The organism is Bartonella tamiae Th239 (assembly GCF_000278275.1).
Taxonomy (GTDB): domain Bacteria; phylum Pseudomonadota; class Alphaproteobacteria; order Rhizobiales; family Rhizobiaceae; genus Bartonella; species Bartonella tamiae.
In genome coordinates this window covers 530,252-543,905 of sequence record NZ_JH725147.1, presented here as the reverse complement: position 1 = coordinate 543,905, position 13,654 = coordinate 530,252, and the positions used below count along the sequence as shown (strand labels likewise).

Annotated in this window: 13 protein-coding genes; 9 read left to right on the top strand and 4 right to left on the bottom strand. The window is 38.2% G+C overall.

The genetic code is table 11. The features are described 5' to 3' along the window. Positions 1 to 21: 21 nt before the first annotated feature. On the top strand, positions 22 to 1,410 hold the full coding sequence (gene coaBC / locus ME5_RS02540) for a bifunctional phosphopantothenoylcysteine decarboxylase/phosphopantothenate--cysteine ligase CoaBC (RefSeq protein WP_008038108.1): 1,389 nt from the start codon (positions 22 to 24) through the stop codon (positions 1,408 to 1,410). A gap of 416 nt (positions 1,411 to 1,826) precedes the next feature. On the opposite strand, the gene ME5_RS02535 is transcribed toward coaBC, so the two are convergent. Then, on the bottom strand, positions 1,827 to 2,831 hold the full coding sequence (locus tag ME5_RS02535; protein WP_008038107.1) for an adenosine kinase: 1,005 nt from the start codon (positions 2,829 to 2,831) through the stop codon (positions 1,827 to 1,829). Between the two features lie 122 nt (positions 2,832 to 2,953). On the opposite strand from ME5_RS02535, the gene ME5_RS02530 reads away from it, so the two are divergent. The 8 genes from ME5_RS02530 (at position 2,954) to ME5_RS02495 (ending at position 10,842) form a co-directional block, all read left to right on the top strand. Then, positions 2,954 to 3,685, top strand: coding sequence for a sulfate transporter family protein (locus ME5_RS02530; protein WP_008038106.1), 732 nt, complete (start codon positions 2,954 to 2,956; stop codon positions 3,683 to 3,685). Positions 3,686 to 3,765: 80 nt separating this feature from the next. Next, positions 3,766 to 4,422: a phosphoribosylanthranilate isomerase gene (locus tag ME5_RS02525; RefSeq protein WP_008038105.1), complete on the top strand. Its 657-nt coding sequence runs from the start codon at positions 3,766 to 3,768 to the stop codon at positions 4,420 to 4,422. Positions 4,423 to 4,477: 55 nt separating this feature from the next. Further along, on the top strand, positions 4,478 to 5,644 hold the full coding sequence (gene trpB, locus ME5_RS02520; protein WP_196793560.1) for a tryptophan synthase subunit beta: 1,167 nt from the start codon (positions 4,478 to 4,480) through the stop codon (positions 5,642 to 5,644). A 10-nt stretch (positions 5,645 to 5,654) separates the two neighbouring features. Further along, positions 5,655 to 6,479 carry a tryptophan synthase subunit alpha gene (gene trpA, locus ME5_RS02515; RefSeq protein WP_008038103.1) on the top strand — a complete coding sequence of 275 codons (825 nt, stop codon included), beginning with the start codon at positions 5,655 to 5,657 and terminating at the stop codon, positions 6,477 to 6,479. 42 nt (positions 6,480 to 6,521) lie between these two features. After that, positions 6,522 to 7,418: an acetyl-CoA carboxylase, carboxyltransferase subunit beta gene (gene accD, locus ME5_RS02510; RefSeq protein ID WP_008038102.1), complete on the top strand. Its 897-nt coding sequence runs from the start codon at positions 6,522 to 6,524 to the stop codon at positions 7,416 to 7,418. Positions 7,419 to 7,471: 53 nt separating this feature from the next. Then, entirely contained in the window at positions 7,472 to 8,752 is a 1,281-nt protein-coding gene (locus tag ME5_RS02505; protein WP_196793561.1) for a bifunctional folylpolyglutamate synthase/dihydrofolate synthase, read from the top strand. A gap of 384 nt (positions 8,753 to 9,136) precedes the next feature. Beyond that, positions 9,137 to 10,159, top strand: a complete 1,023-nt coding sequence (locus ME5_RS02500) for a complex I NDUFA9 subunit family protein (protein WP_008038094.1) — start codon at positions 9,137 to 9,139, stop codon at positions 10,157 to 10,159. Between the two features lie 401 nt (positions 10,160 to 10,560). After that, positions 10,561 to 10,842, top strand: coding sequence for a hypothetical protein (locus tag ME5_RS02495; RefSeq protein WP_008038093.1), 282 nt, complete (start codon positions 10,561 to 10,563; stop codon positions 10,840 to 10,842). A gap of 470 nt (positions 10,843 to 11,312) precedes the next feature. Here ME5_RS02495 and ME5_RS02490 read toward each other — a convergent pair whose 3' ends face one another. The 3 genes from ME5_RS02490 to ME5_RS10850 form a co-directional block, all read right to left on the bottom strand. Beyond that, positions 11,313 to 11,588 carry a hypothetical protein gene (locus ME5_RS02490; protein ID WP_008038092.1) on the bottom strand — a complete coding sequence of 92 codons (276 nt, stop codon included), beginning with the start codon at positions 11,586 to 11,588 and terminating at the stop codon, positions 11,313 to 11,315. Between the two features lie 174 nt (positions 11,589 to 11,762). Next, the gene (locus ME5_RS02485; RefSeq protein WP_008038091.1) at positions 11,763 to 12,275 is read right to left on the bottom strand and encodes an MFS transporter; all 513 of its coding nucleotides are present in this window, start codon (positions 12,273 to 12,275) and stop codon (positions 11,763 to 11,765) included. Beyond that, complete coding sequence (locus tag ME5_RS10850) at positions 12,276 to 12,410, bottom strand: hypothetical protein (RefSeq protein ID WP_280641510.1); 135 nt, start codon at positions 12,408 to 12,410, stop codon at positions 12,276 to 12,278. Between the last annotated feature and the right edge of the window lie 1,244 nt (positions 12,411 to 13,654).

Below are 13,654 nucleotides of genomic sequence, written 5' to 3'. Positions count from 1 at the left end.
TGATCGCAATAGGAAATCAAGATGGCCAGCATAACGATTCGTAATCTTAACCCTGAAATCAAAGAAAAATTAAGACTTCAAGCCGCTCAAAACGGGCATTCTATGGAAGAAGAAGTTCGACAAATCTTAAGCAAAAGAGATACCATCAATGAAGACGACCCAACAGTTTTCATAAATGATTTGTCGTATGATGTGCAATCATTGCAATCACAAAATATTCTCCTTATTATTGGCGGTGGCATTGCTGCTTATAAGACACTTGATCTTATTCGACGTCTTAAAGAGCGCGGTGCGACAGTTCATATCATTATGACACAGGCAGCTCAGCATTTCGTGACACCCCTTAGTGCAAGTACATTATCAGCCACATCTGTTTATACCGATTTATTTTCACATAAGGATGAACATGATGTTGGACATATTCGGCTGGCACGCATGGCCGATGCGATTATTGTTGCACCAGCAACCGCAGATCGCCTCGCAAAGATGGCCAATGGTATTGCTGATGATCTTGCAGGTGCTGTGCTTTTAGCCGCAACTTGTCCTATAATTTTAGCACCAGCTATGAACCCTTCCATGTGGGCACATCCTGCAACCAAACGCAATGTCGAAATACTGCACAAAGATGGCGTACATTTTATAGGTCCTGAAAGTGGTGAAATGGCTGAAAAAGGTGAAAATGGACGCGGCCGAATGAGTGAACCTTTAACACTGGTTGCCCATATAGAACATTTTTTTTCTAACAAAAAAAAATTGCTTTCAAATCACCATTTTATAGTAACATCTGGTCCAACGCATGAACCTATTGATCCTATCCGTTATTTTGCTAATCGCTCATCAGGCAAGCAAGGACATGCGATCGCAACTCAACTTAATCAATTAGGTGCCAAGGTGACACTGATTTCAGGACCTGTCCACCTAGAAGACCCCAAAGGCGTAACCACAATTCATGTTGAAACCGCTAATGATATGTTAAAAGCTGTGCAAGAAGCATTACCTGCAGATGGCGCAATTTTCGTTGCAGCAGTTGCTGATTGGCGTAGTGATCATCAAATTTCTAAAAAACTGAAAAAAAATAAACACGCGCCAGCCTTTAAAATGGTAGAAAATCCCGATATTTTATCAACAATCGGTCATGCCGAAAACCGACCAAAACTTGTTGTTGGATTTGCCGCTGAGACTGATGATGTTTTGAAAAACGGACAAAAAAAACTAAAAACAAAAGGAGCAGATTTCATTGTAGCCAATGATGTCTCTTTTTCTAAAAAAGGCCAAAGTGTTATGGGGGGAGACAATAATACCATTCATCTAATCAGCCATGAAACAATTGAAGATTGGCCTGAAATGAGCAAACATGATGTTGCACAAAAGCTTGCACTTAAGATTGCCGATTTTTTTTCAAAAATATAGTTTTATAAAGTGAGGCTTTTTAAAAAATATGCGTTTTCATTAGAATAAGAGTTCTGAGAAAGAACGATTTATTTTTGCTGTCTTTTCTTAAAACAATTTTATTAAAAACACCTTTTATAACAGTCTCTATTTAACTTTCCCATCTATATGATAGAAATACAAAATAAGTGCAGTGGCTATATGATCAAATTTCAAGGTGTTATCTTGCCATTTACAGCTATTAACGACACAATCAAGGCATTGCGCACTCTTGCGAAAATTTATGATAGTGTGAATACAATAATTTTTATCAGTGCTTAGTGTCGCAATGAGATTTAAAAAATTTCACTCAATGCAAACAAAATTTATGTATTCAAATGAACTTGACTTTGGATGATGTGATGAAACTATTCCATAGGCTTGAGCTCATAACAGATCTATTTAGAAGCTATAATACCGCTTTGCACGCCCAAATCACGTAGTGAATATTGCGCTCTTGGACCAATTTGTTGAATAATATGGCTGGCACAAAGTGACCCCAAACGTGCGCTATCTTCAAAAGACAGTCCATTGGTATACCCATAAAGAACACCTGCCGCATAAGAATCACCCGCACCGGTTTGATCAACAACCTTATCAACAGGATAGGCTTTTACGCTAAAAGTTTCATCGCGACGAATCACAAGTGAACCCTTTTCTGCGCGTGTGACACAAGCAAAGCCACGTGTATCATTACGCATAGCTGCAACGGCATCTTCAAATGATGATGTTTCATAAAGTGAAAGAAGCTCTGCCTCATTGGCAAAAACAATATCGACGACATTGGAACGGATGAGTTCTAAAAACTCATCACGAAAACGTTCGACACAAAAAGAATCTGAAAGTGTGATTGCCATTTCATTGCCATTTTCATGAGCGATTTTTGCCGCTAACCGCATGGCTTCTTTGGCGCGAGGCGGATCCCATAAATATCCTTCGAAATATACGACTTTTGATGCAGCAACTTTTGAGACTTCAATATCTTCTGGGCCAAATTCTAAACAAGCGCCAAGATAAGTATTCATCGTTCTTTCGCCATCTGGGGTGTTGAAAATTATACACCGAGCAGTTGACGCACCACCATCAAGAGCGCGTGTATCATAAGCCACGCCTTGTCCACGCATATCATGAGAAAACACATGTCCTAATTGATCACGTGCGACTTTACCAATAAAAGCCGTTTTCGCACCAAGACTTGCTAAGCTTGCAGCCGTATTTCCAGCACTTCCACCTGATGTTTCTACCGTTTGCCCCATAGAGGCATAAAGCATTTCAGCGCGTTCTTTATCAATAAGATTCATCGCTCCCTTAATAATGTTGTTTTGAATTAAAAAATCATCATCAGCGCGCGCTATAACATCAACGATAGCATTGCCAATTGCCAAAACATCAAAATCAGCCATAAAATCTTCCTTTTATAAAGGTTTGCACCAAAACAGGCATTCCTATCAATTCTTATGACTATAAACATCAAAACTCGCAAGACCCCTTGCTTCTTATTCTCTCATTTCTTATTTAAAATAACATGATTTTTGATGCTGCTTATCGCGCGCTTCAGCGTATATTCACCCCGCCATTTCGCTCTATGCTATGGAAAGCATTAGGCGCGACTTTAGCGATTTTAGCCATTTTATGGCTTTTAGTGAGACAAGCTTTTTTTACATTTGTATGGCCATGGATTGCTGATTTTTTACCAACGCTTCCTAGTTGGGTCGGTTGGCTAGGTTTTATTGGTGCGCTTACATTCTCTATTGGTCTTGCTGTCTTAATGGCGCTTTTAATTGCTCCTATTACAGCAATGATTGGTGGTTTTTTTATTGATGACGTCGCGGAAATTATAGAAAAAAACGATTATCGAAATGACATTCCAGGAACGGCTATGCCATTAGGTCGTTCACTTATTATAGCTTTACGTTTTGTTCTTTTAAGCATTCTTGGCAATTTCATTGCTTTGCTTTTATTTTTTGTTCCCGGCGTCAATCTGATCGCCTTTTATGTTATTAATGGGTATCTTTTTGGACGGGAATATTTTGAATTTGCAGCCTGTCGATTTCGCTCTGAAGCCGATGCCCATGCTTTTTATAAACGTAATTCTGGGAGCGTCTTTATAAGCGGATTGATTATTGCTTTTTTTGTATCCATTCCTTTTCTTAATCTTTTAACGCCACTTTTTGCTGCCGCTTTTATGATTCATCTTTATAAAAAGCTCGACCATAACGATGAGAAGAAAACGCTTATCAATTCTAATCACCTTTGATACAATTGATATTTTCAGTCGGCTTTGTTTTTATCATGTTCAAACTCGACTTTTATACAATTTTGTGACAATTTAAAAAGATGAATCTTGACATTAAACTCTGTGGCTTAAAAACGCCCGAAGCGATTAAAGCCGCAATGGATCTCGGCGCGAACTATATTGGCTTTATATTTTATGCAAAAAGCCCGCGCAATATTGATTTACAACGCGCAGCTAAACTGCGCCCTTTGATACAAAAACCAACACAATTGGTTGCCGTTACAGTCAATGCGACCCAAGAGGAGTTGGATCATCTTGTCAAATGTGTCAATCCCGATATTTTGCAGCTTCATGGTCATGAAAGCGCCAAAGATATTCAATCAATGAAAAAGCGCTATGATCTGCCCGTTATAAAAGCAATTTCCATCTATGATGAAAACGACATGAAAACTGCTCATAGTTATAAAGGGATCGCCGATATTCTTTTATTGGATACAAAAGCACCTAAAAATGCATCACTTCCTGGTGGAAATGGCATTTCTTTTGATTGGTCACTTATGAAGTTGCTTGACGCAGATATAAAAACCATGCTTTCGGGTGGATTGAATGCCAATAACGTCAAGCAGGCCATTCATATTGCTCGACCTGATGGTATTGATATTTCATCAGGAATAGAAAAAACACCTGGCGTTAAAGATATTCAGCTTATGCGCAATTTTATTGAAACAGTCAAAAGTATAGACTTTGAAGGAGACTGACGTGGACAATTCGGCAGAACGCAATTCCTACAAAACAGGGCCTGATCATGATGGCATGTTTGGTATTTTTGGCGGACGTTTTGTTGCAGAAACGCTTATGCCTCTCATTCTAGAACTACAAGAAGCTTACGAAAGTGCAAAAAAAGACCCCACTTTTAAAAAAGAGTTGCAAGATTTATCAACCCATTATGCTGGCCGCCCGTCAAAACTATATTATGCAGAACGCTTAAGCCAACATTTAGGTGGTGCAAAAATCTATCTCAAGCGGGAAGATTTAAATCATACCGGCAGTCATAAAATTAATAATTGTCTAGGACAAATATTGCTTGCCAAAAGAATGGGCAAAACACGTATTATTGCCGAAACAGGTGCTGGTCAGCATGGTGTTGCCTCTGCTACTGTTTCAGCACGTTTTGGTTTTCCCTGCACCATTTACATGGGTGCTACGGACGTTGAACGACAAAAACCAAATGTTTTTCGCATGCAGCTATTAGGTGCTAAAGTGAATGCTGTTTCAGCAGGAAACGGCACACTCAAAGATGCCATGAATGATGCTTTGCGAGATTGGGTCAGCCATGTCCATGATACTTATTATCTTATTGGAACAGCAGCAGGTCCTCATCCTTATCCTGAAATGGTGCGCGATCTTCAATCTGTTATTGGCCAAGAAACTAAAATACAAATATTAGAGCAGGCTGGACGATTTCCCGATATGATCATTGCAGCGGTTGGTGGGGGATCAAATGCGATTGGTCTTTTTTACCCTTTTTTGGATGATCATAATGTTGAAATTATTGGCGTTGAAGCAGGAGGCCGCGGCCTTGATGGCGTGGAGCATTGTGCCTCAATGACAGCAGGACGCCCCGGTGTTCTTCATGGTAACCGCACTTATTTGCTCCAAAATGATGATGGACAAATTTTGGAAGGACACTCTATATCTGCAGGCCTTGATTATCCAGGAGTTGGACCTGAACACTCATGGTTAAAAGATACAAAACGTGTGCACTATGTTCCAATTCTGGATGAAGAAGCACTTCATGCTTTTCAACTTTTAACCAAGCTTGAAGGCATTATCCCCGCTCTTGAATCTGCCCATGCTATAGCTCAAGCAATCAAAGAAGCACCAAAGATGAGTTCAGATAAAATCATTATTGTTAATCTTTCAGGACGCGGCGATAAAGATGTGCATACAGTTGGCACGCTTCTTGGTATGGATATGTGAGGAACGTGCCATGACAACTCGTATTGAAAAAAAATTTTTAACTTTAAAAAATGAAAATCACCCTGCTTTTATAACCTATATGATGGCAGGGGATCCCGATTATGATACTGCGCTTGAGATTATGAAAGCATTACCAAAAGCAGGCAGTGACATTATTGAATTGGGCATGCCTTTTTCTGATCCGATGGCCGATGGTCCTGCCATTCAAGCTGCGGGTCTTCGCGCCTTAAAAAAAGGTCAAACCCTTAAAAAAACGCTGCAAATGGTTTCGTCCTTTCGACAAGACAACACCACAACACCTGTTATATTAATGGGCTATTATAATCCTATTTACATTTATGGCGTAGAACAGTTTTTAATCGACGCAAAAAATTCAGGTGTTGATGGTTTATTGATTGTTGACTTGCCACCAGAAATGGATGAAGAACTTTGCTTGCCTGCTTTAAAAGCAGGTATTAGCTTCATCCGTTTGGCAACCCCAACAACAGATACAAAACGATTGTCAAAAGTGCTGGAAAATACATCGGGCTTTGTTTATTATGTATCAATGACAGGTATTACTGGGCAAAGTTTAACAAACACAGACACAATAAATGAGGCCGTCCAAGCCATTAAAAACCATACAAAACTACCAATTGTTGTTGGTTTTGGTATAAAAACCAAAGAACAAGCATCTAAAATTGGCCGCCATGCTGATGGTGTGGTTGTAGGTAGTGCCATTGTTCATGCCATTGCCGAAACATTGGATGATAAAGGATATAAAAAAGACAATACAGTAACAGCTGCAAGTCTTTTGGTCAAAGAATTAAGTCAAGGCGTGCGTGAAGCACGTTAATATTCACGTCAAATCTAAACAAGAAGATAAGGTGACATTAAGATGAACTGGATTACGAATTATGTTCGTCCCAAAATCAATTCCATGTTGGGGCGTCGTGAGATGCCTGAAAATCTTTGGATAAAAGATCCAGCAAGTGGCGAAATGGTCTTTCATAATGATCTAAAAGCCAATCAATATGTTGTTCCAGCATCGGGCTATCATATGCGGATCCCAGCAAAATTACGTCTTGATCATTTTTTTGATAATGGTGCTTATGAGCTTTTGGAAAATCCCAAAGTCGTTATTGATCCGTTAAAATTTCGTGATGAAAAACGCTATATTGACCGTCTGAAGGACTACCGCTCTAAGCTTAATGTTAGCGATAATATTTTAAATGCACGAGGAATGATTGAAGGCTTGCCTATTATCGCAACCGTTCAAGATTTTGCTTTTATGGGTGGCTCGCTTGGTATGGCTTCAGGTGAAGCAATTATCAAAGCGTTTGAAACAGCTATTGCTGAAAAACGACCCCTTGTTCTATTTGTTGCTTCTGGTGGCGCGCGTATGCAAGAAGGGACACTCTCTCTTATGCAAATGCCACGAACCACCGTTGCCGTTGAAATGATGAAAGAAGCCAATCTTCCTTATATCGTTGTTTTGACAAATCCTACAACAGGCGGCGTCACAGCCTCTTATGCCATGTTAGGTGACATTCACATTGCAGAACCTGGTGCCATGATTGGTTTTGCAGGGCCAAGGGTTATTGAACAAACTATTCGAGAAAAATTACCTGAAGGTTTTCAAAGTGCTGAATATCTGCAAGAACACGGTATGGTGGATATGGTGGTTTCGCGCTTGGAAATGAAAACCACAATTGCAAAGCTTTTACGATTAATGATGAAAAAAACCTCATTTACGCCACCGCAATCGCGTCTTGAGGGGCATGATGTTGCTTAATGGTTTCTTAATAAATGGTTCATAATCGCGCTGAGAGTCTTATTCATGACTTGATGCAATTGCATCCAAAAGGGTTTGATTTATCGCTTCAGCGTATATCTGGGCTTTTGGCACGTTTGGACAATCCCCATTTAAAACTCCCGCCTATCATTCATATTGCTGGCACAAATGGCAAAGGTTCAGCCACAGCCAATTGTCGCTCTTTGCTAGAAAGTGCAGGTTACACTGTTCATGTCCATACATCGCCGCATCTCGTCTCTTGGCATGAGCGTTATCGCATGGCGCATAAAGATGGTGGACAATTTGTCACTGACGATGTACTGGCGGATGCTATTGAGCGTGTCGCGACAGCAAATAATGGTTGCTCCATTACGGTTTTTGAAATTTTAACGGCCGTCGCCTTTTTGCTTTTTAGTGAACATCCAGCTGATGCCGTAATTTTAGAAGTGGGGCTTGGTGGGCGCTTTGATGCCACAAATGTGATACCAAAACCCGCAGTAAGTCTCATCATGCCTATTGCTTTGGATCATGAAGCTTTTCTAGGTCATTGTGTTGAAAAGATTGCTTTTGAAAAAGGGGGCATTATTAAAGATAGCGCCCCTGTAGTTATCGCTCATCAAGCGGATCATTCTGCCATATCTGTTTTAACAGATTTAGCTGAAAAAAAATGTGCACCACTTTCCATATATGGTCAAGACTATCACGCTCATGAAGAAAATAGTCGTATGATTTTTCAGAATCAATTAGGGTTGTGGGACCTGCCGATGCCATGCTTGCAAGGTGCTCATCAAATAGACAATAGTGCAGCGGCGATAGAAGCCGTTCTGCAAGCAGGGTTTCAACTGTCTGATGATCACATGGCACATGCGATGAGACATATTGTCTGGCCTGGGCGTATGCAATCCATCAAACAGGGGAAACTGGTTGAAACACTTCATCCATTAACGAAAATTATAATCGATGGTGGACATAATCCAGCAGCAGCAAAAGTCGTTGCACAAGCTTTAAAAAAACTTAAAGAACAAACAGGTCACCCGATTGTTCTTATTGTAGGCATGATCAATACAAAAGATAGTGAAGGCTATTTTAAAGAGCTTTTAAAGATAGTCGATAAGGTCATTACTGTGCCTATTTTGAACAGTGATGCCGCCATCACACCTGAAGATCTTTGTGAAGTGGCTTGCCGTGTAGGCTTTACCGCTCAATCTATGAAAAGTTTAGAACAAGCTTTTCATTTAATCAGTAAAGATAAGACCCCCCAAACAGTTCTCATTGGTGGGTCTCTCTATCTAGCGGGTGAATTTCTTTCACTTAACCACACCTTACCAGAGTAATTTTAAAATAACTTCTGGCTTTTAAACTTAAAAAGTAAAATAGACGCAAGGTGTAAGACTTATTATTTTAATCAAAATAATCGTGGTAATTTATACGAAAACGAAGATAATGCTCGCATAAAACATGACTATTTTCATGAAGACGCGATAAAGCTATAGGAAAAAAAATATCTATATTCGAAAAACATAAAAAACTTCAATTTGCTTTGCCAGACAGCTTAACAGGCTCGTCCATCTGTTAATTGCTATTTTCCTCGCAGATTTTTGCTATTGATTCTACCATTTTAATAAAATTAATTGGTTCTGGGCCTAAAGACTTGCGTTTATTTCAAAAAAAGCTAAATCATAATATAGAACGATTTACGACTTTCAGGAGTACGTCTCATGACTCTTAGCACCGCACTTTATCAGTATCCAAAGCTCATCACTGTTTTTGGTGGCTCTGGTTTTGTCGGCCGCCATGTTGTTGAAGCTTTAACAAAGCGTGGATATCGCGTTCGCATCGCCGTGCGCCGTCCAGAGACTGCGTATTATATGCTTCAAATTGGTGAAGTTGGGCAAACACAAATGCTCAAAACAAATGTGCGAAATCGTGAGTCTGTTGCGCGTGCACTGATTGATGCCGATGCAGCTATATTCTTACCTGGTGTTATTGATTCTTCTGGCAAAAATAGTTTTAAAAATGTGCATATTGAAGGTGCCAAAAACGTTGCTGAATTGGCCAGTAGTGCGGATATTCCACTTATTCATATGTCAGCGTTAAATGTCGATACAAACACGTCTGTTTCATATATGAAAACAAAAGCTCAAGGTGAGCAAGTGGTGCAAAGCGCTCATAAAAAGGCAATCATTATGCGTCCATCTGTTATTTTTGGCCCTGAGGATTCCTTTTTTAATAAGATCGCTGATATATCACGTTTTTCATGGATGATCCCAATGTTTGGTGGCGGCAAAACAAAACTACAGCCTGTTTATGTCGGTGATATTGCAGAATTTGTCATTCAATCTTTAGAAGATAAAGTTAAAGAGGGCCAAATTTACGAGCTTGGTGGAAAAGAAGTCATAACGTTTCGTCATGCTGTTGAAGAAATGTTAAAAGTGATTTTGCGTAAAAAAGTGCTTCTTTCTGTTCCTTTTTCAGTTGGTACACTTATTGGAGGTATTTTTGGTCTTATTGGAAAACTTCCACTTCTGCCCACAGTTTTAACGGCTCAACAAGTCAAAATGCTTAAATATGACAGCATCGTCTCTGAAGAAGCGCAGCGTGATGGTCGCACATTAGAAGGTGTCGGCATTACGCCAAAAGCAATGGAAGCCGTTCTTCCAAGCTATTTATGGCGGTTTCGTCCACATGGTCAATTTGCTAAAAATGGAAACATTTATAAAACTGGTACAAAAATATCTTAATTTCCAGCGCATTGGACTCGTAATATCACTTTATGGCGCCTCTTTTGATAGAATTTTATATCAATAGCTGAAATCATTCATTGATGCCAAAGATAAAAGCTTTAAATCGTGGCTAACATTTGAAGTGAAAAATTTTAATCTTTAAAGCTTTTAATAATTTAACGATGTAATTTTAAGCCACACTAAGTTGAGAAAATACATAAAATTTAACGCAATAAAAAGTGTCTTACTAATCCTTTTACTACCCAAAATATTAACGCTTTTGTTATCGACTCCAATTTTTCATCAAGCAACATATACTACGGTTAAATGCTTAATGTTTTAACGATGATCACGAAGTCTTTTAAAGCAAACAGCTTTTAATCATGTTATCATAAAGCATTGTATTTTGGAGTGTTGTTATGAAAAAAATCTGTTCTATTCTTATGATCACTGCTGTTGGCTTTTCAACTGTTGCATGCACACAAACAGAAAAAGAAATTTCAAAATGGGGGGTTGGTGGTGCCGCGGTTGGTGCAATTGGCGGTGCAGTTCTTGGCAATGGCGGACGTGCAGTTGCAGCAGGTGCAGCTGTTGGTGCGCTTGCTGGTGGACTTATTGGCTATATTAGAACCAAAGATGGTGTGCGATATTGCCAATATCGTGATAGCAAAGGCCGCTTATATGAGGCGCGCTGTCGATAAGTCATATGAAACGATCATAATAAAAGCCTTTGTGTTTTCACATAATCAAAACAAAAAGGCTAAAAGCGTTCAAAATATTTTTGTCTTTGCAAAAAATGCGTTTTTATAAATTAAGAAAACACATAGTTGCAAATGAATGCTGTCACTATTGGCATGAATGATAGGACTTACAAAAATTACCAAAAGCTCTATAAGATTTATAAAGAGCTTTTGAAATGAGTAATCTGTTTCATGATATGTAAGAGCTATTTACTTATAATTTTTTTATAAGGAGCAATGATAAAATTATCGCGGCTATATTATAAATCATTGAGACAGAAAAGAAATTCATATATTTCCATAATAGAGTATTATGAGAAAGTAACCGAACCTGTGCAAAAACAAGACTGACAAAAACGACACCAAAAGTTGCACCAATTGCTGCATAGTTGATATAAGGCCTGACGCCATGTCTTCTGAGAATTCCTTACTTAAACCCAACACAACATTAACAAAGGTGTCATACTCAAACCTTGGCCAAATCCAAAAACCAAAAGCGCAGATATCATCCAATGTGATTGCCTATGATCATAGGCACCAAATAAGACAAGAGCGACTAAAAGAACCAGACCAATACCATAATTAGACATTACAAGTATAAGTGTTTTTTGAACAATATGTTTTATGAATTTAGAGGCAGATAATGATGCCACCAAAAATCCGACATTTGTTGGTGCAAAAAGCATACCAGCTTCAAATGTTAACAATTCAAAGCTCCTTTGAACAAGTGAGGCAAAACAAAGGAAAAAACTGGCAGAGGTTGAATAAATAAGAAAAATAACCAATAATCCTTTTGAAAATTTAATAAAAGATTAAAATCAACAGCCGGATTTTTTCAACTCTGTTAATCGCCATTCTACCATAAAAAATTTCTATTAAACTTAACACTGAAATGAGGCAAGCAAAAAAGGCAGGTGTAGTGTACGATCGAACATCTTCAAAGATGTGTGAAGAGTACAAGCATCAAACCAATTGTAATGCTTGAACTGCCTATAATATTCACTCTTACTTTTATCGTCGGTTTGATCCAAGGGATAAAATAGCACATAAAAATTGTAAAAATAACAATTGGAATATTGATCAAAAAAACGCTCTCCACCCCAATGAATAAAATTAAGTTCAATCAATAATCCTCCTAAGAGTTGCCCAGCAATAGCCGCCAAACATAATGTCATACCAAGAAAACCGAAAGCTTTACTTCTTGAATGTCCTATAAATAAAGAACGAAGCAAAGTGTAGATTTGGGGAAAAGGTAGTACTACTATCACACCTTGTGCTACGCAAGAACCAATAAGAAACCACGTTGTTTGAGCAATTCCGCATGAAAATGACGTAATGGTAAAACCAATAATATCAATTAAATAAAGCTTACCCTGTCCGTAAATATCACCCAATCAGCCAAAAACTATGAGCAATCCTGCAAAACCCAACTCATAACCAGTAATTATCAATCCCATTTGTGAAAGATTAACACCAAGATCATTTTGTATTGTAGGAAGTGCAATATTAACCACAAAAAGATTGAACATCGTGATAAACGCACCGTGTAACAATGTTATAAAGGCAAGTGTAGTGTGATGTCCACTATTGTGAACTTCCAGTATTTTTAATTCAATTTTCAGAGTTATAAAGAAAAGTCCTTTTTCCTTCTTAATATATCTGAAGATAAAAATAGAATACCCATAATCATGTTACTATATGGCAAATTATTCTGGCATTTTTAATAATAACTTCAGAACAAAAACGTAATAAATTGGGCGCGTTTCTTAAATCGAAGTGCCAATCCATCTTGCCAACTGAAGTTGGATTATCACCAACATCATTTGAAATATCAAAAAGACGCCGAACAAAAGAATTACGCCGTTCAGAAGTCGCTCAACTCGCAGGTATAGAACCTATATGTTATACTTGGGTCGAACAAGGAAGTAACATTATTGTCTCGACTCATTTTTTGATAAAATTGTTTGCACTCTAAAACTCACCCATAAAGAACAGCGACATTTTTTTCAACTTGCTGGGCGTTATCCAGAAACACAAAATGAAAGACCAGTCAAAATACCTCTTCATTAATACAACAAATACTTGGTTTTTATATTAAGACCAGCTTACGTTATGAATATGCAATGAGATATATTGGGTTGGAACAAAGCGGGTAATTATTTTTAACCTTTGAAAACGACCCTTCTAAAAGGAGCAATATGCTTGCAAAGTTATTTCAAGATACCTGTCTATCTTCCATAGTTTGCGATTGGGAAAACAGACACCGCTTATCGTTGCGAGTTTCACACGTGATTGTGCCCGCTTAACGGAAAATGATACAACCAATTCATTGGTCAAAAATCTTTAAGAACGCTCTTACCGTTTCAATAATCTTTGGGAAAAAAATGATGCAAAAGGAAATTGTTAAAATAAGCGCAACATTATGATTGAAGGTATTGGCGATGTACATTACGATCACTAAACACTTTTTGTAGATGAAGAAAAACAGCTGAAGCTGATTTATAATGCTATACAACCAACATCTCCATTAACAGTCAAATTTCGTACAATGCTTGAGACAATATAAACGTTAACACTATTATGAAGCGCGCTATTTCTAAAAAGAACACTCTATAATTTCCAAGTATTTTATTCGTATATGGATGCATTGAAAACTTCGTACCTTAACTTGCTAGTATCAAAATAAAATAAGCTCAGGTTTTATAGGGCGTTTGTTTTCTACTTAACCATCGTATGAAAAACATCTCAAAAAATAACTTGAACCAATGTTCAA